The 26185-nt window shown below is 40.7% G+C and carries 13 protein-coding genes; 6 read left to right on the forward strand and 7 right to left on the reverse strand.

Annotated features, from left to right (window positions below):
* Positions 1-131: 131 nt before the first annotated feature.
* From AC57BQ_RS08665 to AC57BQ_RS08675, 3 genes are all read right to left on the reverse strand, one after another.
* Positions 132-1580, reverse strand: coding sequence for a phytoene desaturase family protein (locus tag AC57BQ_RS08665; RefSeq protein WP_496405890.1), 1449 nt, complete (start codon positions 1578-1580; stop codon positions 132-134).
* Between the two features lie 90 nt (positions 1581-1670).
* Entirely contained in the window at positions 1671-2288 is a 618-nt protein-coding gene (locus AC57BQ_RS08670; RefSeq protein WP_496405891.1) for a beta-class carbonic anhydrase, read from the reverse strand.
* A 23-nt stretch (positions 2289-2311) separates the two neighbouring features.
* On the reverse strand, positions 2312-2959 hold the full coding sequence (locus AC57BQ_RS08675; protein WP_496405892.1) for a redoxin domain-containing protein: 648 nt from the start codon (positions 2957-2959) through the stop codon (positions 2312-2314).
* Positions 2960-3404: 445 nt separating this feature from the next.
* Between AC57BQ_RS08675 and AC57BQ_RS08680 the strand changes: the two genes are divergently transcribed.
* The 6 genes from AC57BQ_RS08680 to AC57BQ_RS08705 all read left to right on the forward strand — a co-directional run bounded on the left by AC57BQ_RS08680 (position 3405) and on the right by AC57BQ_RS08705 (position 16580).
* Positions 3405-5036 carry a L,D-transpeptidase family protein gene (locus AC57BQ_RS08680; protein ID WP_496405893.1) on the forward strand — a complete coding sequence of 544 codons (1632 nt, stop codon included), beginning with the start codon at positions 3405-3407 and terminating at the stop codon, positions 5034-5036.
* Between the two features lie 403 nt (positions 5037-5439).
* Positions 5440-8628, forward strand: coding sequence for a SusC/RagA family TonB-linked outer membrane protein (locus tag AC57BQ_RS08685; protein ID WP_496405894.1), 3189 nt, complete (start codon positions 5440-5442; stop codon positions 8626-8628).
* A gap of 4 nt (positions 8629-8632) precedes the next feature.
* Positions 8633-10222, forward strand: a complete 1590-nt coding sequence (locus AC57BQ_RS08690; protein WP_496405895.1) for a SusD/RagB family nutrient-binding outer membrane lipoprotein — start codon at positions 8633-8635, stop codon at positions 10220-10222.
* A 180-nt stretch (positions 10223-10402) separates the two neighbouring features.
* A complete protein-coding gene (locus AC57BQ_RS08695; RefSeq protein ID WP_496405896.1) occupies positions 10403-13687 on the forward strand; it encodes a VCBS repeat-containing protein in 3285 nt (1094 codons plus the stop codon).
* The gene (locus AC57BQ_RS08700) at positions 13687-15024 is read left to right on the forward strand and encodes a vanadium-dependent haloperoxidase (protein WP_496405897.1); all 1338 of its coding nucleotides are present in this window, start codon (positions 13687-13689) and stop codon (positions 15022-15024) included. Before AC57BQ_RS08695 ends, AC57BQ_RS08700 begins: the two co-directional genes overlap by 1 nt.
* A 5-nt stretch (positions 15025-15029) precedes the next feature.
* Complete coding sequence (locus tag AC57BQ_RS08705) at positions 15030-16580, forward strand: FG-GAP repeat domain-containing protein (RefSeq protein WP_496405898.1); 1551 nt, start codon at positions 15030-15032, stop codon at positions 16578-16580.
* A 151-nt stretch (positions 16581-16731) separates the two neighbouring features.
* Here the strand turns inward: AC57BQ_RS08705 and AC57BQ_RS08710 are convergent, their stop codons facing one another.
* From AC57BQ_RS08710 to AC57BQ_RS08725, 4 genes are all read right to left on the reverse strand, one after another.
* Positions 16732-19008 carry a GH92 family glycosyl hydrolase gene (locus AC57BQ_RS08710; RefSeq protein WP_496405899.1) on the reverse strand — a complete coding sequence of 759 codons (2277 nt, stop codon included), beginning with the start codon at positions 19006-19008 and terminating at the stop codon, positions 16732-16734.
* Between the two features lie 72 nt (positions 19009-19080).
* Positions 19081-21183, reverse strand: a complete 2103-nt coding sequence (locus tag AC57BQ_RS08715; protein WP_496405900.1) for an alpha-L-fucosidase — start codon at positions 21181-21183, stop codon at positions 19081-19083.
* 9 nt (positions 21184-21192) lie between these two features.
* Complete coding sequence (locus tag AC57BQ_RS08720; RefSeq protein WP_496405901.1) at positions 21193-23487, reverse strand: family 20 glycosylhydrolase; 2295 nt, start codon at positions 23485-23487, stop codon at positions 21193-21195.
* A 12-nt stretch (positions 23488-23499) separates the two neighbouring features.
* Positions 23500-26181 carry a glycoside hydrolase family 2 protein gene (locus AC57BQ_RS08725; RefSeq protein ID WP_496405902.1) on the reverse strand — a complete coding sequence of 894 codons (2682 nt, stop codon included), beginning with the start codon at positions 26179-26181 and terminating at the stop codon, positions 23500-23502.
* Positions 26182-26185 lie beyond the last annotated feature (4 nt).

A 26185-nucleotide genomic window follows, 5' to 3' on the forward strand; every position in this document is an offset into this window, starting at 1 on the left:
AATCTCGAATCCACGCGTCATTGCGAGGCACGAAGCAATCTCTACATAGGCAGGTCAACCTTAACAATTGCTCTGTAAAGTTTAGAGATTGCTTCGTGCCTCGCAATGACGCGTTTTGGACGTAAGAGCCCTTAAAACGACTTCACCTTAATCCCCCAAATATCACTCAATGCTTTTTTAGCGGCATGATAACCACACATACCATGAACCCCGCCCCCGGGAGGTGTAGAGGATGAACAAATGTAAAGCCCCTTAGCCGATGTTTTATAAGGCGACCAACGCAATGCCGGTCTTGTAAACAATTGCCCTATATCAATAACCCCACCATTGATGTCGCCACCTATATAATTAGGGTTATATTGTTCCATCTGGGTGGTATTGAAAGTATGTTTGGCTAGTATCGTATCCCTAAAACCCGGCGCAAAGCGTTCCACCTGCTGTTCAATAATGGTGGTCATGTCTTTTTCCGAGCCGTTAGGCACATGACAATAAGCCCAGGCCGTGTGCTTGCCTTCCGGCGCACGTGATCTGTCAAATTGACTTTGCTGTGCCAGCAACACAAATGGTTTTTCGGGATGTTCACCTTTCCAGATTCGTTGCTCCCCAATAGCTATTTCTTCAAATGTATTACCTATATGCACCGTGCCTGCCTGTTTAACCTGTTCTGCTTTAAAGGGGATCGGCGCATCCAGAGCCCAGTCTATTTTAAATACGCCCATCCCGTAGCGATAACGCTCCAATTGCCATTTATACAGGGATGAAAATCGGTGCCCAGCTATCTTTAAAAGCTGTTTAGGCGTAATGTCAAACAGCAAAGCATGGGCAGATGGAAGTTGATCTAACGATTCAATATAACGGTCGGTTTCTATTGTCCCCCCTATCGAAATAAAATAGGAAGCCAAGGCATTAGCTATTTGTTTTGATCCCCCCTTGGGTACCGGCCAGCCTTTTAAATGCCCCTGCGCCATTAGCACCAACCCAATGGCGGAAGTAGCTAAATTACTTAAAGGTTGTATGGAGTGCGCAGCCATGCCGGCAAATAAGCCCTTTGCGGCCTGTGTTTTAAAGCGTTTCTCTAAAAAGGTTGCAGCTGTTAAACCATCGAAGCCGAACTGGGCCATGGCCAAAGGGTGTTTGGGAAAATGCAGCGGACCTAAAGCATCCGGCGCGATGAGTGGCCAGTTTTTTACTACAGGTTTGATGAGTTTGAGATAAGTCTGTTCATCGTCCCCTAATAAGCTTGCCGTTTGCTCGATTGATTTGGTCAAAATAGCAGCCGTGCCATCATCAAACGGATGCGCGGCCGCTACTTCGGGATAAATATATTCAAGCCCGTGCTGTTCCAGCGGTAATGTTTCAAAATATGGGGAAGCTGCGGCCATCGGATGGATGGCCGAGCATATATCATGCAGATAACCGGGTAAAGTAAATTCTGCTGAACGAAGGCCTCCTCCTACCTCCTTTTTACCTTCAAGCAATAATACCGACAAGCCGTTTTGTTGTAATAATATAGCAGCTGCCAAACCATTGGGCCCTGAACCAACAATTACGGCGTCATAGTCGCGTTTTTCAAGCTTCATGTATACGGTAGATGTTTAAAAACATACTAAGGTATTTAAATAAACAGTTCGATACCCTAATGATTTTAAAAACCCGGTCGTACTTGGTGATCAATTTAAAACCTCGCCGGCATGGGTAGCTTCCGGTACCTCGATCAATTTGCCAGAACGTACATCATAAATGTAACCATATATAGGTATGTTCCCTGCCACCAGCGGATGCTGCCTGATGCGTTGAACATCTTCGATAACACTTGCTTCCAGGTTTTTAAAAGTCAGGAAAGCGATATGCCGTGCTTCGGTTGATCCGCCGCTTTCTTCGGTATTACGCCAGCCGTGTTCATCAACGGTAGCGGTTTTCAGGCTCTTGGCCAGCAGATCGCGGATAATATCATCAGTAAATAAAGCCATCCCGCAATCGGTATGATGAATTACGAACCATTCTTTAGTACCTAACAATTTATGCGATATCACCAGCGAACGGATGGCATCGTCGCTGGCACGGCCACCCGCATTGCGGATCACGTGCGCGTCACCTTCGGCCAAACCTGCATATTGGGCCGGATCAAGCCGGGCATCCATACAGGTTAAAATGGCAAATTGACGAGCCGGTGGTATGGTTAATTCTCCTTTGTTGCCAAAGTGCTTTACATATTCCTGATTGGCCGAAAGCACCTGTTGGTGAACTTTCGACCTGATTTTTTGCAATGGATCAATTACGTTTGACATGGTATCTTTTTTTAAGATGATGATCAGGCAGATTTTCTGCTGTGGTTGATCAATGCTGATTCATAGACCGAAGCAATAATATCATCGGCAGAAAATGTACCCAGGAAGTCGAAATCGATATGACTATAAATAACTTGTTTTGAAGGGTCAACAATATAAGTAGCCAAGAGCGGAGCATTTACATCAATACCCGAAAACCTGTTCCAAACCGGATCTTCATCAGAAAACACTCTGAACGCCTGCGCCAGTTCTTTTTCCTCATCATAGTAAAAATTAAGGGTAAAACTATGCTCCCAGGCTTTCTTTTCCAGCTCTTCGGTACGTTCATCACTGATGATCAACAGGTTTCCGCCGCTGGCTTTTATTTCATTGTGAATATTGTTGAGTTGTTTGAGCAATGTAAAACCATGATCGCGCCAATGATGCGAATAAAAAGCGATCACCAGCGGCTTATTCAAAAGATGTCTTAATGAAACAGGGCCATGCACTTCGGCTCCGTTAAAAAACTGTTGCCAGCGACTGTAAGTACTATAGAATTTAAGATCTGGCACATAGTTGCCGGCCTTAACAGGCTTTAATGGCTGGTATGGCTTAAACGGAAGATCGGCATCAGCAACGATTTCTGACAGATCAAAAAATGGATATTTGTTATTATTATTTGTAGTTAACATTTTTAATAGAATGAAGATTAAACGAATTGTAATTGATTGTTGGGATGATAGCTCAGGGTCAACAACTGCACAATCCGTAAACTACAGGGTAGTCAGCTAATAGCCTGGCGACTGTGGGCTTGTTTAATTGATTTACCAGATAAGCGTTCATAAAATATATGTTAAATAATGAGATCAGTAAAATATGAGAATAGATGGGATCGACAGAAGGCTTTGGATTCAACAACAGCAACACATGGCCCTTTTCATATCATCACGATATAAAAAGAAAGGTGTATTTAAGGTTACTTTACTGCCCGACATGATTTTGAATGTTTTGAAGTTCAAATATACTATAATGTCTATCTATTTAGTATATATTTTATAAATTATTTTTTTATTTTTTGTTTTCTATCTTTCAGACAAAAAATTAACTATGCTAGACAGGCGGATAAAACACTATACTTTGCTGATAATCATTGGTATTTCTATCTTGTTTAGCTGCAGTCAAAATCCAAAACACCGGGTATCCAAAGCCGATTCTATAAAAAAGAAGATCGTAAAAGAATGGAATAAAACCATCCCCGGCAGCTTCAGCGATCAAACAAAGGCCGTTTTCGACAGCTCACAAATAAATATTTTCCTTAAAAAGTATCCCGCCTTTGATCCATATGCTAAGGATATTAACTTGTTTTATAGTAAGCGTAAATTTGCTTATGCCTGGTACGCAAATGGCACATTAATAGAACAATCTGGTAACCTCGTAGATAGATTAAACAATTTACAAAACGAGGGCATTTATAGAGCTATCCCCTACCCAAAATCCTTAGATTCACTGGTGTTTGACGCGCATCCAAAAGCAACTACCGCAAAAGTTAAAACTAATATTACTACTGAGTTGATGCTTACCGCTCAGTATTTTGTTTTTTCAAAACTGGCTTTTCAGGGCATGAGCGACTCGGTTACCCGTGCGGTAAACTGGTATCTACCGCGTAAAAAGGTGTCATATAATGATTATCTGGATAGTTTATTGAAAAAGCCGGGTAAGTCAGGTGGCGTTTTATCTGAACCCGTTTATCGTCAGTATGATCTGTTAAAAAGCTTCCTGGCCAAATACCATCATTTAGATACGATAGATAAATGGCAGCCTATACTTCCCGGTAAGAAACTAAAACCTGGTGATTCCTCAACAGTAATCTCTTTGATCAAAAAACGACTTTACAAATTGGAAGATTTTAAAGGCGATACCTTAAGTAATATTTATGATGACGAACTGAAAGATGCTTTTAAGCAATTTCAGCTGAGACACGGCCTTACTGCGGATGGCATTGCTGGCGCAGGTACAATAGCGGAGTTAAATATCCCGTTAAAAACCCGGATGAGGCAGATCATGGTTAATATGGAACGCTGCAGATGGCTCCCAGTAAGCCTAAATACTGATTACCTGGCCGTGAATATACCGGAGTTTAAACTCCATGTTTATCATGCAGATAGCCTGTTATGGAGCTGCAATGTAGTTGTAGGGCAAAAAGTTCACCAAACGGTAATATTTTATGGCGAGATGCAGTATATAGTTTTTAGCCCATATTGGAACTTGCCCGAAAGCATCATCCGTAATGAGGTATTACCCGAGATAAGAAAGAACCCCAACTATGTGAACGAACATAATATGATCATTACCGGAAAAGAAAATGGTTTACCTGTTATCAAACAAAAACCAGGTCCTGCGAATTCCCTGGGATTGGTTAAATTCCTGTTTCCGAACAGTTATAGTATTTATTTACATGATACACCTTCCAAATCATTATTTGGCGAATCATCAAGAGCATTCAGTCATGGATGTATCCGCGTTGGCGAACCTGCTAAGCTTGCTTCTTTTCTATTAAAATACGATACTACCTGGACTGCCAACCGGATCAGCAAGGCTATGCACCTGGGTAAGGAGCAGCAAATAACCCTTAAACATAAAACACCTGTTTTTATAGCCTACTTTACTGCTTTTACCGATCGTAACAACAAACTCAATTTCCGTAAGGATATATATAACCGGGACGAGCAACTGGCATCAATGATTATATCAGGAAAAGGCAGTTATTAAAAAAATAACGACCGATTGCATATAAGGCCGTACTTTCTTTTTATTTGTCATTTTGACAATAAAATTTGCCATTATATCTTTTTGAGGTTTATAATACTGGTAAATTAAAAAAACAAAATATTTTTCGTGGGTTTGTAGGCAATAGTTAAAATTTAATTGTCCCCTCTTTAAATCACTTCATGCGCCTGGCACAGTTCCGGAGCGATTAAGTGTGAATTTAACACCAACATTGATTATTAAAACCCGGAAAAAATTAGGCCTATGTAAAAAACGCTTACTAACCCTACCCAAAGCACAATTACCCGGCGGGAAATTGCTGCTCTACAGAATGATTTTTGAATGTTTATAAATGCATGTGCAATCGACGGCGCTTGCTATTAACTCCCTTTAAATTCAGTAAAATATGAAATTTTTAAAACACCCAATGGGTGTACATAGGCCATGGATATCCAAATCTTTGCCCTTATGTAAATTAGCCCTTGCAGGTATAGTTCTCATAAATACGCAAACAGTGGCCCATGCCAGCCCTAAGTTAACCAACAACTTAAAATTTAATATCAATACCAACATTGCCAAAATAAGCGGTAAAGTAGTTGATGAAAAAGGCGAGCCACTTGTAGGTGTAAGTATCAGGGTAAAAGGTACTACAACAGGTACTCAAACAGATGTTAATGGTAACTTTACTTTGGATGCCGATAGTAAAACTGTTTTGATTGTAAGCTATATTGGATTTTCAACACAAGAGATTACTGTTGGGACAAGGACTTCATTAACTATAAGCATGAAAAGCAACGCCACTCTTAACGAGGTGGTAGTTACGGCACTTGGTATTAAAAAGGAATCAAAAAAACTTGGATATTCTGTTTCAACAGTTAACGGTAATGCTTTAGATAAAGCCAAGGAATCAAATGTTGCCTTATCATTAGAAGGACGAGTTGCCGGTTTAAGTATTAGTGGAGCTTCAGGTGGTGCAGGTTCATCAGCGCGTATATTATTACGTGGTGTAACCAGTACAAGTACTACCCAAGGGCCATTATTTGTAATCAATGGTGTACCGATGGATAATACCCAGAGAGGCCAATCAGGTGAATGGGGTGGCGCGGATTATGGTGACGGTATTTCCAATATCAATCCGGATGATATCGAATCTATGACCGTGCTAAAAGGCCAGTCAGCATCTGCCCTCTATGGCACCCGTGCTACCGGTGGTGTTATTTTGATCACCACTAAATCGGGCAAAAAGAACTCGGGCTTTGGTGTTGAATATAATACCAACTATCAAATGGATAAGGTTTATGATAATACCGATTTCCAAAAAGTATACGGACAAGGGGAAAACGGTTTAAAACCAGCCACTGTAGCCGGTGCTTTAAGTTCGGGCAACTTGGCATGGGGCGCAAAATTGGACGGCTCATCTGTAATTCAGTTTGATGGTCAGCAACATCCTTATTCTGCAACCACCGATGACTATACTAAATTTTACAAAACCGGTCATACATTTACCAATACAGTAGCCTTAACAGGTGGTGGCGAAAGCGGAGCTTTCCGTTTATCGTTATCTGACATGAATAACCACGCGATTACTCCTAATAGTGGTTTAAATAGAAAAACCTTTAACTTTAATGGTTCACAAACAGTAATCAAAAACCTGGATATTAACGTTATAGCAAACTATATCATTGATAACGAAAAAAACCGTTCGGGCTTAAGTGATGGACCTGGCAATCCAAATAACGTTCAGTTTTTGGCGCCAAACGAAGCGCAAAGTATTTTGGCTCCAGGTTATGATGGAACCGGCCATGAAACTTCATTCACCAATGATATTTATGTAACTAACCCCTATTTTGCAGCTTATAAATTTATCAACAATACCCACAGGGAGCGTCTAATATCATCATTGTCTGCTAAATACAGCTTTACTCCCTGGGCTTATTTCCAGGCCCGCGTAGGTTATGATAACATTCATGACTCACGTGTGAATATCGAACCAACAGGAACTGCTTATGTGAGTGGCAATGGTAACATGAATACCAGAACATCCCAGATTACGGAGTTTAATGCTGACGTATTAGCAGGAGCTAAACATGATTTGATCAAGGATTTCTTAAATCTTGATTTATCGGTTGGTGCTAACATTCGTAAAAACACACTGTCAGGTACCTTTATCAATGGTAGCAATTTTATTATTCCCTACTTCTATGATCTGTCAAACTTCCCGAGCAGAACAAGTGGCAATATAACCAGAGGTCCGGGTAATGATCTTCCAGGTGATCAAAAAACAAATTCGGCATACTATACCGCTGATTTTTCGATCAAAGAATTCCTGGTATTAAGCACCACTGGTCGTTATGACTCTTACAGCAGTATAGACCCAAGTTTGAGCAAGGGCATTTTTACACCTTCAGTTTCTGCCAGCTTTATTTTCTCTGATCTTACCCACATTAACGGGCTTGATTTCGGAAAACTTCGTTTATCATACGCTAAAACAAGTAACGGCGCAACGCCTTATGGTAACAGGGTATACTATAGTATAGCTAATACTATCAATGGTGTAAATGCAGCTACTTTTAGCTCAACTTTACCAAACCTATTCTTAAAACCATATACATTAGAAGAATATGAAGTTGGTACAGAATTAAAATTCCTGAACGATCGTCTTGGTCTGGATGTATCTTATTTCTCCAGAAAAACTAAAAATGAAATTATTTCAGCGACACTTGATAATTCAGCAGGCTATACCTCCTATTATGTTCCGACAGGAAGTATACAAAACAGGGGTTTAGAAGTTGAAATACATGGAACGCCATTCAAAACCAGCACTTTTTCATGGACGCCATCTTTTAACTTTACTTACATTAAGAACAAAACCATATCTACAGATGCTACGGGTGGCAACATTGGTTTAGGTACTTACCGCCCGTTAAACGCAACTACAGCGTTTGTAGTAGGCATGTCAGGTCCACAGATCATGGCGAATGATTACAAACGCGATGCGAAAGGTAATATCATATTTGATGCTACCGGTAATGCAGAAACAACTGGTCGTATCCCTGTTGGTAGTGTAACTCCTAAGTTTTATGGTGGTTTAAACAACGATTTTAACTATAAGAACTTCAACCTGGGCTTCCTGATCGATTATCGTTATGGTAATAAGATCTTATCAGCAACCAGCTATTATAGTATCTTCCGCGGTTTAAATAAAATGACCTTACCAGGTCGTGAAGGTGGTGTTGTTGGAGTTGGTGTAACCGAAGCAGGCACTCCTAATACAGTAAGCGTACCCGCAGAAACTTACTACCAGAATTTAGCTAAAAATGTATCAGCATTAAACGCATTGGATGGTAGCTTTATTAAGCTTCGCCAGGTTACCCTTGGATACACGATCCCTAAGAATATACTGGGTACTACTCCATTCAATTCTATAACTGTATCGTTGGTAGCCAGAAACTTATGGACTATTATGAAACGGTCAGATAATATAGATCCAGAATCTAACTTCGCTCCGGGCATCAATTATGCAGGGATTGAAGGTACCAGCGTACCTGCGGTTAGGACTTATGGGTTTAATGTAAACTTTAAACTTAAAAAATAAACTGATGAAAAGACGATTTATATATAGTTGCCTGGTTATAGGAGCCACTCTTATTACAGGTTGTACTAAAAACTTTGAAAAAATAAATACGGATCCTACTAAAGTTGGTTCGGATCTTATCGTTCCCGATTTTTTAATGGCACAGGCGCAAATCTCATTTTCAAATCTTGGTTATGGTCAGTTACTGTATCAAAGTATGTGGAGTCAGGCTTTAGCGTCTACCTATGATTATTATGGTAACGGTGATAAATATATTTACCGCGGAAGTTTTGATAGCTATAAAGCCAATTTATGGAATAACGGTTACAATGCATCAACATTGATTGATGAGATGAAAAACCTTATAAAAGGCAAAGCAGCATACAACAACTTGGACAACTGTGGTACCATTATGCGCATGATGATATTGGAGCGTATAACCGATACTCATGGCGATATCCCCTTCTCGCAAGAAGGCCAGGCAAAATCGGGTGTGTTCACGCCTGTTTTTGACACACAGCAAAGTATTTATACTTCTATCCTTGATCAGCTGGATAAAGCCACCGCAGCGCTTGATGCATCAAAAGCAGGCCCTACCAGCGATTTGTTTTATGCAGGCAACGTAGCGCAGTGGAAAAAGTTAGGCTTTTCATTAATGTTAAGAGCCGCTATGCGTTTAACCAAAGTTGATGCCGCTACAGCACAGAAGTACGCCGAAAAAGCTTATGCAGGTGGTACTATGGCTAGCATTGCTGATAATGCTAAGGTAAAAGCCGATTATACCAATGGAAATGGAAACGCTGATGCGGGCTCATTACTTGTAACAGACGACTTTAGAGAAGTACGTTGGGGTAAAACACTGATTGACTATATGAAAGCCAACAGTGACCCACGCATTAGCGCAGTAGCTGAGATATCTGCTGGTACTGGAAAAAAAGCCAATGAAAATGAAGTTGCTGGTATTTCAACCACTAATCTACAAATTGGTATGCCAAATGGTTATGATCTGGGCGGCGGTACAACTGATATTTCCAAAGCGCCAGGTTACCCAGGCACGAGTCCTGCCGATCCAGCGGTAGACAAAGACTCGCCTGCTCCTGTGGGTAAATACTCTCGTCCGAAATTTGCTGTATATGATGATCGTAACCGCTACAATTATCTGCTAACCTATGGCGAAACCGAGCTTTTATTAGCCGAAGCGTCTACAAGGGGTTGGAATACAGGTGTTGCAGCTACTCATTTTGCAAACGCATTGAATGCAGATATGTTAACGTTGGGCCAATTTGGTACAACTTCTGTTAGTGCAACGGATATAGCTACTTATGTTGGGGCACATCCGCTGAACCCAGCAACCGCTCTACAGCAGATCAATATGGAATATTATGTAGAAACAGCTACTGTATTTAACTTTATTGAAACATGGTGCAACTGGAGAAGGTCTGGTTACCCAGCTTTAACCGCAGTTACCTATCCAAATCAGTTTGCTACAAGCATACCAAGAAGGGTACCTTATCCGGTTACTTTACCATCAACCAACGGTGCCAACTATACCGCTGCTGTTGGTAGATTGACCGGTGGTGATACTTTTACCGCAAAGGTTTACTGGGATAAATAATACCTCTATATCGTAATTAAAAAACAAGGCTATGGGTTCATAGCCTTGTTTTTTAATTTTTACACAAAAAAGGGGTATTGATATTGGCTGCAATTGTATATCAAATGCTTATTTTTATAATGACCGTACACCAATAAAATCCGCTCATTAATGTATTGTTCCTTCCCTTTTACTTTCCTCTTGAATAGGCTGTTGTATAAGCCATGGGGTATTATACTCCTTTTGTGTTATAGCCCCACTGAACTTAAAGCTCAGCAGCCACTTTTTAAACTATTACCTCCTGAGCAAACCAACATCACGTTTAGAAATAACCTGGTTGAGGACGAGCACCTGAATGTTTTATCCTACGAGTATCTATATAATGGCGGCGGAGTAGCGGTAGGTGATATTAATAATGATGGGTTAGAGGATCTCTTTTTCACCAGCAATCTTGGCCCCAATAAGCTTTACCTAAACCTTGGCAATTTAAAATTTAAAGATATTACCAAAGAAGCAGGTGCGGGAATGGCCGGGCGTACAGGTGATTGGAAAACTGGCGTTACCATGGCCGATGTAAATGGTGATGGTCTGCTGGATATTTATGTATGCTACTCAGGTCTCGGCGATAACAGTAAACGCCGCAACCAATTATTTATCAATAAGGGTAATAATAAGTTTGTTGAACAAGCTAAAGAATATGATCTGGACGATCCCGGTTATAGTACTCAGGCTGTGTTTTTTGATTATAACAATGATGGTAAGCTGGATATGTTTCTGCTTAATCACAATGTAAAAAAAATAAGCAATCTGGAGTTTGCCCAGAACAAAAAGGAAACCGATGAATTGGCGAGCAATAAGCTTTTTGAAAACCAGGGAGGACATTTCGTAGATGTTTCAAAAAAAGCGGGTATCATACAAAACCCACTCACTTTTGGCTTGGGGGTAGCTATTGCTGATATCAATAAAGATGGCTTTCAGGATATTTACGTAACCAATGATTATAACGAGCCCGATTATATGTACATCAATAACAGGGACGGAACTTTTACCGATAAAAGCAAGCAAAGTTTAAGGCACTTATCTCAGTTCTCAATGGGTGTGGATATTGCCGATATGAACAATGATGGTCTTCCTGACATCATGACCCTGGATATGTTGCCCCCGGATAATCGCAGGCAAAAGCTTTTACAGCTTCAGGAAAACTATGAATCGTTTGAGTTGATGCTACAACAGGATCTGTATAAGCAATACATGCGTAATATGTTGCAGCTCAACAATGGCGATGGCACTTTTAGTGAGATTGGCCAGTTGGCAGGCATTTCCAATACCGATTGGAGCTGGTGCCCCCTCATGGCCGACTTTGACAACGATGGCTATAAAGATATTTTTATCTCTAACGGTTATTTCAGGGATTATACCAATAAAGATTTTTTACGGTACTGGGGTGATTATAAGCTTAAAAAAGCTATGGATCGTGAGCCTTACCTATTAATGGACCTTGTGAAAGCCATGCCATCTACTACTCTATCAAACTATATTTTCCAAAACAACCACGATCTTACTTTTACTGAAAAGAAACAGGATTGGGGTATCAATAAACCAGGCATTTCAAGTGGAGCAGTTTATGCCGATCTGGATAATGACGGCGACCTCGACCTTATTACTAACAATATCAACAGCGAAGCTTCCATCTATCAAAACATGACTATGGAAATTTCTAAAAAGAATTATGTGGCCGTTAACTTAAAACAAAGCGGCCCTAATGTAAATGCCATAGGAGCCAAAGTTTACGTTTACAATGATAAACAAACCCAATACCAGGAAGTTAATCCAAACAGGGGTTACCTATCATGCGTATCAACCGTTTTAAATTTTGGCCTGGGCGATCAAAATAAAGTTGATTCCATCCGAATAATATGGCCCGATCAAACCACGCAATTATTAACCTACATAAAGGCTGATCAACGTTTAAATATTGTTTATAAAACGGGCTTAGCCAATTACAAACCAGCAATTAAAAGCAATAAAACGCTGTTAAGTCTCACCAAGCCAATTATTGATTATAAACATACCGAAACTACCATAAACGACTTTAAACGTCAGCTGCTCATGCTTTTTATGAGCTCTAAAACAGGTCCGGTTATCGCTAAGGGCGATGTAAATAAAGATGGGCTTGAAGATCTGTTTGTCGGTGGTGATCAAAATACACCGGGCAAAATATATATCCAAAAACCTGGTGGTACATTTACAGCTAATGAGGTATCAGATCTGAATCATGAAAACACTTCAGCAGCTGTATTTTTTGATGCTAATGGCGATGGTTTTCCAGATCTGTATGTGGCAAAAGGTGGCTATTCGTTATTAGAACCCAACACACCCGACTTGCAGGATAAACTATATTTTAATGACCGCAAAGGCAATTTCACTTTGTCAACCACTTCCCTGCCCCAGCTTAATGCCGATAGTAAATCATGCATCCGCCCTTGTGATTATAATAACGATGGCAAGATCGACCTTTTTGTGGGTGCTAATATTATCCCGGGCCAGTACCCGGTAACTCCTAAAAGCTACCTCTTAACCAATGCTGGTGACGGACGCTTTACCATCACGGATGTCCCGTTTGCTGCTTGTGGCATGGTAAAAGATGCTCAATGGGTCGATTTAAACGGTGATGGCCGTAAAGACCTGATCATTTGTGGTGAGTTTATGCCTATCATGGTTTACACCAATACACCAAACGGTTTTGTGGATGAAACTACCAAATACTTCGATCATCAGGAAAATGGCTTTTGGAATACTTTGACCGTTACCGATATAGATGGTGATGGCAAACCAGATATTATAGCGGGAAACCTGGGCACCAATACACAAATACATGCCACAACTACCGAACCTGCCGAAATGTATTATGCCGATTTTGATGGTAACGGTTCTATTGATCCTTTCTTTAACTTTTATATTCAGGGAGTAAGTTATCCATTTGTAAGTCGCGATGAATTAAATGAGCAAATATACCCTATGCGTAAAAAATTCAACTCATACAAAGCTTACTGTGATGCCACGATGAAGGATGTTTTTAGCCTGGATGATCTGGCTAAAGCTACTAAACTCACTGCCAATGAGGTACAAACCAGCTGTTTTTTGAATAGGAATGGCAAATTCGTTAAAGTACCACTCCCGATGGAGGCGCAATTTTCTATGGTAACTCAAATAATCACTGCCGACTTTAATCACGATGGTAAAATCGATCTCCTATTGTTAGGCAATCATTCTGATAACCGCTTAAAACTGGGGAGTTTTGATGCCAGTTATGGCTACCTTTTAACCGGCGACGGCAAAGGGAGTTTCCAATATCAAACACAACTATCGTCAGGGTTATCGGTTACCGGGGACGTAAAATCAGCGGTAGAAACAAAAATAAATGACTCAAAATACATCTTGATAGGTGTATCTGGTCAACCATTACAATTTTATAAAGAAAACTAATGATCAAGAGTATATCCCATTTTTTACTGGTACTGTGCTGTTCAACTTTATCGTATGCACAAAAGAATAAAAAATCTTTGCCTGATTATTTACAACTGGATAATACCATCAAGGCCATATCGGCAGTAATGATACATGATGTAGTGAACCCACCCGCAGCCGCCCGTTATTATAATTACGTAATGCTGGGTGCTTATAATCTTACAGCTTTAAATAACAAAGAGATCATCCCGCTTACTGATTTTGTAAAAACCTATAAGGATGATAATCAGCTCAGCGTTGAAAAAGGCAAATACAATTACCAGATAGCAGCCATATACTGCATGCTCGAAACCGGTAAACAAATGCTCCCCTCGGGTTTTATGCTTCAGGATAATGAAGATAAATACATTAAACTGTTAAAAGACAATAAAATAGATGATGATATCATCAAACAATCCATCGTGGCAGCTACAGAGATGACCGCCAAGGTGATCAAATACTCTAAAGGTGATAATTATAATAAATTAAGTGGCAGGCTGAGGTACACCCCTATCAAAGGCGGCAAAAACTGGTACCCTACTCCACCAACTTATATGGAAGCCGTAGAGCCCAACTGGAAAACCATCAGGCCCATGCTTATCGACTCATCTAACGAGTTTGTACCGGTAAGGCCTACACCTTTCAGTACAGACAGTACGGGCGAATTTTATAAGCAGGCTTATGATGTTTACAAAGTTTCCAAAAATCCCCCGTTGGAGCAGGTCGCTATTGCTAATTTCTGGGATTGTAATCCTTTTGCCGTAACCACTTCTGGCCATATGATGATCGGGTTTAAGAAGATCAGTCCGGGGGGGCACTGGATGAACATCGCTGGTATTGTAACAAAAAAAGCGGGATTAAGCTTTGATCGTTCAGTAACTGTACTTACGCTTGAGGCGGTGACCCTCATGGATGCCTTTATTAGCTGCTGGGACGAGAAATACCGCAGCAATGGGATCAGACCAGAAACTTATATCAACAAGTATATCGACATCACCTGGACACCCTATTTGCAAACCCCACCTTTCCCCGAATACCCAAGTGGTCACGCGGTACTTTCCAACGCATCGGCAGGAATTTTAACTTATCTGTTAGGTGATAAATTTGCTTATACAGATGATTCTGAAGTCCCCTATGGTGTTGGCCCGCGCAGCTTTAAATCTTTCTATGAAGCCGCCGAAGAAGCCTCAATATCCCGGTTTTATGGGGGCATTCATTTTAAGGATGCTATAGTTTTTGGTAACAAACAAGGCCGGCTGGTTGCAGCCAAGGTTATTGAGAAAATAAAAGCTGCAAAAATTACCCGGCAAAATTAATTCATATGAATATAAGAGCGTTTATTTTAACCGGACTTTTTGTTTTAACTGCTCTTATTTGCCTCAATTCCTTTACTACTAAAAGAGATCTGCCACGTAATGATGATGGCAAAATGCTTTTTGAGAGATATTGTACCAACTGCCATATGGCTCCCGATCCGGCCAGTTTAACTAAGGAGATTTGGCAAAACCACGTACTGCCTATTATGGCCAGCCGCATGGGGATTATCTATCCAAACTATGACCCATTAAGAGGATTAAGTGATGAGGAACGGGAAATTGTAAAAAAGAACCATATCATTCCCGATGAACCTATTTTAACTAATGAGGAATTTAGTAAAATTATAAACTACATACTCATTAATGCCCCTGATAGTATATCACTGGATGAAAAAAGGCTAACACGAAACAGTCCGTTAAAGCAATTTGAACGTCAGGATATTCAAATATCAGAAAAGACACCCTCAATGATCACGGGATTGGAATACAACACATCAACCAATACCTTATGGATAAGCGATTTTTATCAAAAGGTATATAACTGGCAATATGGTAAGGGCGTGACCCGAGTTATCAACAGCAATAGTCCGGTAGTTGATTTTAACTTTTATAAAGGCGATACCTATTTTACAGAGATAGGCAAATTATACCCTACGGAGCTCAGCACAGGATCATATTCACAATTGAAGGATAGTATAAGCTCAACCATAATTACTGCCCTACATCGACCGGTTCATACCGAAATAGAAGATCTGGATAATGATGGGGTGCCTGAAATAGTAGTTTGTAATTTCGGCAATAAAGTCGGTTCACTTTCACTATTCAAAAAAGACAGATCAGGAAAATATGCGGAAGATGTATTAATGCCCTTGGCTGGTGCCATTAAATGCTACATCAAGGACATGGATGGTGATGGCAAAAAGGATATTGTAGTCCTATTTTCGCAGGGGGATGAAAGTGTATGGATCTTTTATCAAAAAGATAAATTGAAATTTAAGGCCAAGCGGGTTTTGCGTTTCCCACCTAACTATGGCACAACCGATATGGTTTTGGTTGATTATAATCACGATGGCCTTATTGATATTGTAACTGTTCATGGCGACAACGCTGATTACTCCAATATTCTGAAAGCCTATCACGGTATTCGCATCAATATCAATCAAGGAAACAGCGTATTTCAGGAGAAATTCTTTTACCCGATTTATGGTGTTACCAAAGTACTGGCCGAAGATTTTGACAAAGATGGTGATATTGATTTTGCCGCCACAGCATTCTTTCCAGAGTTTGGAAAACTGGTTGACGAATCATTTGTGTACCTGGAGAATACAGATCCGAATAAGTTCACCTTTAAATCATACACGCAAAAGAGCGAAGTACCTATTAAAACCTTAACGCTTGAAGCCGCGGATGTTGATGGCGATGGTGATCTGGATATCATCACTGGTAACTTTGCCCAAAGCCCCGGTCCTGCCCCTGCAGATCTTGATCAGAAATGGAAAGCCACAAAGTATGGATTGAGTATATTTTTCAACCAATTTTATCAGGCTAAAAAGTAATGTACCAATACCTGAAATAAAAAAATATGTCATTGCGAGCGACAGCGTGGCAATCTCCGTATGCAATTCTATAATGCAAAGTCTGCGAATTGTCCTAAAGAGATTGCATCGTCGTTCCTCCTCGCAATGACATTGTTGGGTTATATGTTTCTTATTTCAGCACCGATACCGCTTTATTAACATCACCTATGCCCCAAACAGTTCCTGGTTTATTGCCCATAGTAATTACCAGTTCACCGCCATTAATAATGTCCTTGTGTGCAAAATAAGTCTTGTTGTAAACCTTGCCATTTAACAGCATAGCATTGATATACTTGTTTTGCGGGCCGTTGTTTTTTACTACGATATGGAAAGTTTTGTTGCCTTGCAATTTCAGAGTAGCTTCATTAATAACAGGGCTACCGAAAACATACAGTCCGTTTGCTGGATTGGCTGAGTAAAAACCAAGCGCCGATAACACATACCAAGCCGACATCTGACCAACATCTTCATTACCAATAATGCCGTCAGGCTTATCAGTATAAAAATCATTCAGGATATACCTTACTTTTTCGGCAGTTTTCCAGGGTTGTCCGGAGTAATCATAAAAATAACTCATCGGGTGACTTGGCTCATTGCCATGGGCATATTGACCGATCAGACCAGATACATCGGGCGATTTAAATTTACCCATATCGCCCTTTGCTATAAACAACGAGTCGAGTTTGGTGTTGAATTTTGCTTCGCCGCCTAAAAGATTGATCAAGCCTTCTACGTCCTGAGGTACCAGGAAAGTATACTGCCATCCATTGCCTTCAGTAAAATCGCCATGTTCATGGATAGAAATGAATGGACTGTAGGGTGTACGCCATGAGTTTTCTGACAAACGGCCACGCATAAAGCCTGCCTTAGGATCATAATAGTTTTTATAATACTGACCGCGTTTGTTGAAATAATCATAATCTGCTTGTTTACCTAACTTTTTGGCTACCTGTGCAATACACCAATCGTCAATAGCATATTCCATACCCATTGAAACCGACTCTGCAGTACTATCGGCAGGGATATAACCCAGGCTTTTTACAAATTTGATACCACGGGCATCCTGCATGGCGGTCGTTTTCATAGCCTCGTACGCCAGGTTAGCGTCAAAACCCTTAAAACCTTTTAACAAAGCATCAGCCACAACGGGTACAGCGCTGTAACCTACCATACAATTGGTCTCGTTGGCCATTAAATGCCATACGGGTAAACTACCCTGCTGCTGGTAAATAGCCAGCATGGAGTTGATCATATCATTGGTATGCTTCGGATGTATAATAGTCGATAATGGGTTATTAGCCCTGTAAGTATCCCATAAAGAGAACGTGGTTACGTTATTGAATCCCTGATTTTTATGTACTTCTTTATCTGTTCCCCAATATTCGCCGTTCACATCATTAAATATGGATGGGGCTATCATGGTATGATAAAAAGCGGTATAGAATTTTTTAAGCTGTGATAATGAATCGGCTTTAATGGTGATCTTTTGAAGTTGGGTATTCCAAGCTTTATCAGCGTCGACAACTACCTTATTAAAATCCCAACCAGGTATTTCGGTTTTTATGTTCAGCATCGCGTTTTCGGCACTTACCGGCGATATACCTACTTTTGCGTAAACAACTTCGCCTTTAGTTGTGTTAAAGCTGATCACTCCCTTAACTTTAGTCCCTTTTAGTTCAGTCCCGGCAACGCTTGAGGTACTATCATATACCGCGAATGTTTGGATAGGTTTGGAGAATACAGCGGTAAAGTAAATGCGCTGATCAACAGCCCAACCTTTTGAAAAACGATAACCAACAATGGTATTTTTGTCAACCTGTTTAATATAAGTTTCCATCGGTCTGTCCCAACCAATGCCCTCTTTCAGATCGATCACAATATGTGCATCTTTTGTAGCCGGGAAGGTATATTTATGCATACCAACTCTGGTGCTTGCTGTGAGTTCTACACCTATACTATAACGTTTTAGCTTAACTTTATAATAACCTGGCTTTACTACCTCATCCTGATGACTAAACAATGAAGTATATCCACTCTGCAGATCTTTTATACTGCCTTTGGTTACTTTGATAGGCCCTGTAGTTGGCATAAAGGAAATATCGCCCAGATCGCCTATACCGGTACCACTCAAATGGGTGTGCTGAAAACCGATAATGGTTGAATCTGATATATGGTAGCCCGAGCACCAGTCCCAGCCTTCGGATATATTGGTTGGCCCTAACTGTACCGCACCAAAAGGGACACTGGCACCAACAAAAACGTGCCCGTGGAACCCCGTACCAATATATGGATCGACATATTGGGTTAAACTACCTGGTTTATTTGCTACAGCGGTTTTATGCGCCTGACTAAAAGCACTTGAACTAAACAATGCCAGCAACCCGGCCAAACAGATTTGTTTTTTCATTGAATGATTGTATAGAAATAGTATTATGGCTTATAATTCGATACAAACATAAACCCAATACTTAATTGTTTATTAATAAACGCTTAATTCGGCAATTGTAATACCATTTCCTGAAATTACATGCGATGCCTCAAATTTAAAATATCTGGCTTTAACCGGCTGTTTTAAAATAACCGGCTGCTCAATCAAACTTGCTTTAATATTAGAAAATTCGCCCTCAGCCACTTTTTGCCATTCCTTGCCATCGTTGCTAATATAGAATACATAGCTATCTACTATTCCATCAAATTGTTTATCCTGGCGTGGCAAATACCCAAAGGCCTTAATTTCTTTAACGCTGCCCAGATCAACACTTATCTGCTGAGGGAATGATGCGCTTTCCTGTTTTAAAGTGCTGTAAAGAGAATGGCTATTTTCGTCAATAGCATTTTCAGCATGATTGTTATTACTTGCATCAATCACCTTCCAGGTGGTTTTAGCATATCCTAATGAAACAAAAGCCGTTTCACTTTGCTGATCTTTTCCTTCAAAACTACGTGCTTTTATCACCGCATCATCAGTTGCAGTAAATGAACCTTTATATAATGGTGACTTTAAAGTCGGTTCCTGTCCGTTTAATGTATAGTGAATAGAATTTACAGGAGCTTCGGTAGTAATGCTTATCTCACCGCTTTTATTACGGCTGATCTTTGGAGCGGTTAAATGAACAGGCTCTTTATAAATACCAAAATCACTCAAAGCTACGGCAGCCTGTGAGCCGGTAATGCGTAACCTTAGTTTAGTTGCAGTAATGTTTTGAGTTAAGCGGATAAGGCGGTTACCCCCAATACTGGTCGCCGAAGCTATTTGCCGCCATTTTCCATTGGTATACGCGTCAACAGCGAGCGAATCGATGCGCTGCCCTAATTTGATATTTTCACGTAACCTGATCACATTAAATATTTTAGGAGTATGCAGATTAATAGTTAATTGAGGTGTACTTACTTTATCATCCGTAGCCCAATAGGTGTACCGGTCATTATCCAATAAAAACTGTGGACCGTATTTAATCTTATTTCCACCGCGTGTATTACTTGCTGTAAGCGTTGCTCCTTTTGCCAGGTTTACGGCAAAAGTTTGCTTTAACAATTGACCAAACTCTGTGAGCGATTTTACATCTATCTCATTAACAATCCCCCGCGGATCGGGCGATAAACCCAGATCAAGCGCGGCACCACGACCAACGCTTTTGTAATAGAGATCCAATAAAGTGTAAGGTGATTTCACTCCACCATCCTGTGTTTTGTGGTAAAACCATCCGGGTCTTAACGATACATCACATTCAGCGGGCATCCAGTATTTACCATCGCGGGTGCCTTCAGTACCTTCATAGTCTTTTACGTATCCATTACCTGGTTCTTTGCCTTCGTCCGGAGCATGTGGGGTGTAAGTGGCCCAGCAGGTTTCACCGGCATGGCCTTCTTCATTACCTACCCAGCGTACATCAGGGCCCACATCGCCGAATATCACAGCATTGGGTTGTAATTTACGGGTGATGCCCCAGGTGTTTTTCCAATCGTAATAAGTTGAGCGGTCGATCTTGCGGATCTCGCGTTTGCCGCCGTAATAGCCATCGCCACCATTGGCGCCGTCATGCCAGGAAATGAACAGTGGGCCATAATGTGTGTATAGTTCCCGTAATTGTTCCTGGTATATTTTTAAATATTCTGGTGTACCGTAGTTGGGGTTATTCCTGTCCCAAGGCGAACAATAAACACCTAATTTCATGCCCAATTTATCACAGGCCTCACGATATTCTTGCAGTATGTCACCTTTTCCATTTTTGTATGGGCTTTGTGAAATATTGTGTTCTGTTGTTTTGGTTGGCCAAAGGCAAAAACCATCATGGTGTTTTGCTACCACGACAACACCTTTAAATCCACCTGCTTTGGCCGCAGCAACTATCTGCATGGCACTAAACTGAGATGGATTAAGCAATTTAGGGTCTTCGTCACCGTAACCCCACTCCTTGTTGGTATAAGTATCCAAACCATAGTGAATGATACAATACATCCCCATTTCCTGCCAGTCGAGTTGCCCCTGGGTTGGTAAAGGTCCGAAAGGCTTTGGAGGTGCCTGACTAAAGCTACGGGTGCTAAAGACAAACAGTAATACGAACAGAATAATCTTTTTCATTGCTGATATTTAATTTTTAAACCATTCGGCAGGGATATCCTGCCGGGGCGAACCATTTACACTATATTGGAGTTTAAGGGTAAACCCACCTCCTCCTTCAATAAAATCAAGCGCAAACGGGTGTAAACCCATTTTTAAGGCTATCTGTCCGCTTCTTTCTTGTGCAGAGTGATTACCGTCGTTATCAACCACCATCGTTGGGCCAATTTTTAATACGGCACCATCATCGGCGGTTAAATAAAAACTATAAATACCATCGGCAGGTATATCTATGTATCCTTTATAAGCGATGCCAAATGATGGAGCCTTTACCGTTGAGGGCACCTCGATGGCAGTAGTTGTAAAAGTGCTATCCACCCTGGCTTTTTTCATCAGGGATGTTTGTTTGAAGTAAGCTTTGTAATATTTACAGTCTAAGCCAGGTTTTGTGCTCCTGACTTTTACAGGGCCAAGCATATACTGCTTGGTATAGTTTAAATTATAAACATCGCCGCGTGTGCCATTTGCTGTAAAAGCGGCAACTCTAACCAATTCGTTATTAGTTATACTTAATGCTGATGGCAATTCCCGCGATTTTATGTCAGGCAAAGAGCCATCAGTTGTATAACGGATAATCAAGGAAGGTAATGGTTTGTTGATGCTTAAGCTCCCTTCATCGGTAAATACATAATTGTTTAATAGTCCGGGAAGGTCGGGTAAGCGATAATTAATATTCATAGCATCCATACGGCTATACTGTTTCACCAGGCGTTTCAGATAAGAATCATATTTACCAGGTTGATTTGTCCAGAGCATTTCGGCAAGGGCAGTGAGGCGCGGCATATACATATAATCTGCCCTTTTTTCTGAGGGTATCATTTCTGTCCAGATATTAGCTTGCGCACCTATGATAGATTTGGCTTCCCCGGCATTTAAAACCTTAGGGATAGGGTTAAAATGGTATACCTTATCAATCGAATATTGATCGGGCTGATTGTCAAAATATAAAGGCTCCCCAGGGGTCATGATCACGGTGTTACCGTTTTTTACCGCTTTTACCGGAGCATCAGGCACCCAGGTGCGCCAGTACATAATGATAGCTGTTGGACTGATACCACCTTCGATAATCTCATCCCAGCCGATCAGCTTACGACCCTTGGAGTTAAAGAATTTCTCCATGCGATTGATAAAGTAGCTTTGCAAAGCAGGCAGATCTTTGATCCCCTCACGTTCCATTAAAGCTTTACAATCAGCAGATTTACCCCAATCGGTACGATCAACTTCGTCTCCACCAATATGGATATATTGTGACGGGAAAATATCCATGATCTCACTGAACACATTTTGAGCAAATTCATAAGTCGACTCTAATCCAGGGCAAATAGGTTTGGTAAACAATTTACCCCATGAATTTTCGCCATTACAGGTTAAAAAAGGATAGGAATTAATAGCGGCCATCATATGACCGGGCATATCAATTTCGGGGATGATGTCGATATGCCGGGCAGCAGCATAGGCCACTATACCCTTCATTTCCTGTTGGGTGTAAAAGCCACCATACATGGTTTTACCCTCACGTTGAACAATATGTTCTTTGTCTATAACAAAGTCAGGATTATCCTTAGCTTTTTTGATACAAGCCGAATCCTGGTTGTTAAAAGTACGCCAGGCGCCTTCTTCCGTTAGTTTTGGATATTTTTTTATTTCGATACGCCAGCCCTGATCATCAGTCAAATGCAGATGAAGTTTGTTCATTTTGTAAAGCGCCATCCTGTCGATAAACTTTTTTAAATAGGTTACCGAGAAAAAATGCCGGGAAACATCCAGATGCATTCCGCGCCAGGCATAAGCCGGCTCATCCTGAATAGTTGCGACCGGTAACAGTAAAGTTTTACTTACTTTGCCCTTTTCGAGAGAAACTGGTAACAACTGACGAATGGTCTCAATGCCATGAAATATACCAGCTGGGTCTTTTGCGGCAATGGTCACCTGTTGTTTATTGATGGTTAGTTTATAGGCTTCAGGCGCGGTTAACGAAGCATCATAAACTAAATTAATAGCACCAGATTTGTTGCCTTTTACTATCGGCAATTTTAGGCCTAAACCTTTTAGTAATAATTGATCAAGTTGATTAGCCTCATTAGTAAATTGTTTAGCGGCTACAATACTAGTTTTACTATTGATAACAAAAGCACCTTTACCGGCAACCAAATGCGTTGGGTAAGGTATCAACGGAAACCGGGCGGCTGTTTCCTGAGCGCTCACAGCAGCAGTACAAGTAAGCATTAACGCCGCTGCCGACAAATATTTTGAAATGGTTTTCATTTTTTCTTTTTGTTATTTGTCGATAGATATTGTTCGTTCAACTACATTCCATCCGCCTATAGTTACGGTAAGGTTCTTTTTGGCGGAATTTTTATAATCAATGATCACTTTCTTTTCCTCACTCGGTAGAACGGTAATATAATTGTCGCTGTAAAAAGCGGGCAATATCCGTTGTTTAGTATCCGCATCCGTTAATGATAATCTATTAAAAAATGCCAGCGGGCCATTACCTGTATTGGTTAAGGTTACTTGTATTTTATCCGTACTTAGGTATTTAGCTGAAGCATTTAAATTTCCTTTGGGCATGTTTTGTAACCCAGAGTAGTTTCCGTTTCCATCAGGCATCCAGTAAATATTTTCGCTGAGTATCTTTTTATCTTTATCTAATAACTGCAGGCAAAGGAAAGCTCCCTTATCTTTGGCTAATTTATTCATTTCTCCTTTTAGCGATAAATAACGTTTAACCGTGGTTGGTGTCACATCAGAAAAAACCTGGGTAAGCATCTTTTCTTTGCCAGCCATATCATAACTTTTAGCTACCAGCATCATATTGGTGTAGCTTTTAAAAGTATTGTTGGCCACCATCACCATACCATCAGTGGGGTCATACATAATGTGCAGGGGCTCACTTCCGTTGTGTAAGCCGTACAAACAAGCGTTGGGGTCAAGGTAATAATCGTACATCTGACCACGCATGGCTGTCCACGGATTTTGAGTTTTCCATATAATAGTACCAGTGTACCATTCCCACATGTGAGAACTGAAGCCTTCCATCAGACCACGATATTGATCATAATTGACTAATTGGGCTTTAGTAGCAAAGTCTTCTACATCTTTTGGTTTGCCATATTTATCAATAAAGCCGTCATAACCAATATATTTATGATAATCCCAAACAGAGTCGGTTTTAGTTTTCCCGGTAGCCTCATCATACTCTGGCAACACCATATTTTTAGCTGGAATAAATCGTTTGAGCGATTCATAATCACTTACACCCACCGAACCAACTTCGGAGTTAAAGGGGTAAGTTTTATGTGCCCAAAAAGTTGATAAGGGCTGAATACCGTAAGGTCCATCACCATTACCGCCCAGAACGTTGCGTGACATTTCTTCAGAATTGGAATAAGGGATAAACCAACGGGTGTTATCCAACTTTGGCATAATGCTATCCCGCAAAGCTATCAGCATATCCTCAGGTGGGGTTATCTCATTGCCCCCGCACCAAATAGCTAATGAAGGATAATTTCGCACCAACTTTACCTGATCTTCAATAGATTTAAGATACAAGCTGTGATCATCAGGGTATTTACGGCGTGTCCATTGATCATCTAGTTTCATTGGATCGGTCCAGCGACCATTGCAATCTCCCGATCCCCACATATCCTGAAAAACCAGCATACCATATCTGTCACAGGCTTCGTAAAATTCAGGACGTTCAATTAACGCACCGCCCCAAACCCTGATCAAGTTCAGGTTCATATCCCGGTGAAAGCGCACCTCAGCATCATAACGGGCATCCGAAAAACGTAGCATCTCATCAGATACAATCCAGTTACCGCCTTTAATAAATATTTTTTGGCCGTTGATATTAATCTGCCTGCTCTCGGTACGGGCATTCCATTCCGTGGTGATCTGTCGAACCCCTATCTTTATATTATCCTGGTCAGATACTTTATTGACCCCGGATATAAACTGCAGATTCAACGGATAAAGATGCTGCGCACCGTATCCGTTGGGCCACCAGAGTTTTGGATTTTTTAAAGAATAATCATTTAATTGTACCGTTTGTGTGGAATTGGCTTTGATGGTAACTTTTCTTGACACGACGTTACCATCCAAGGTATATTTTAGCTCGCCGATTACAGGCGTATTGCTGGCGTTTTGCAAATCTGCAGATACCTGAATAATAGCGGGTTGCTGCGGGCCTTCCGGCTGTCTTACTCCCGAAACCAAGGTTATAATGTGTGGATCTTTAATGCGTACTGCGCCTGTTTTTTCAATAGTTACCTTATCCCAGATACCGGTGTTACGATCTTTAACAGGCTGTATCCAATCCCAACCCGCGGTATATTGAATACCCACATTACGGGCGATAGTACCATCACCACCCTGACCTCCGTTAGGATTACCTACAACATCCGGAGGGTAAACAATAACGGCAATCCTGTTATTACCATCTTTAGCCATCCATTTGGTAATTTTGTACGACTGGCGTAAAAACATACCTGTATGTAGCTTATCATTTAATTTATGACCATTTAAAAACACATCACAGCTGTAATTTACTCCTCTGAAATTCAGGTAAACCTGATTGTTTCCAATAGCCTGCGCCTCCTTAAAATCTTTTACAAACCAATAAGTGTAATAACCACGACCTGTTCTGTAAATGTCAGGGATCTGCTCATTGTTCATACCATAAAACGGATCGGGCATTTTATGAGTGGCTATCAAGCCGGTTAATACTGTCCCAGGCACAACAGCAGGCATCCATGAACTTGTGTTATAGGTTGTGTGTGAAATATCTGTTCCTGCTTCTTTTACATTACTTATCGGGGCGCATTTCCAACCTTCATTTAGTTCATACTTACTTTGTGCATTTACTGTAATGCTTTGAAAAATAACATAGAATATGAACAATGTTACTATTGGGAATTTAAAAGATACAGATCTGATAGCCGGGCAATTTTTTTCCATTATT

This window comes from Mucilaginibacter sp. BGA-UO-ETr-C110 (assembly GCF_059567985.1).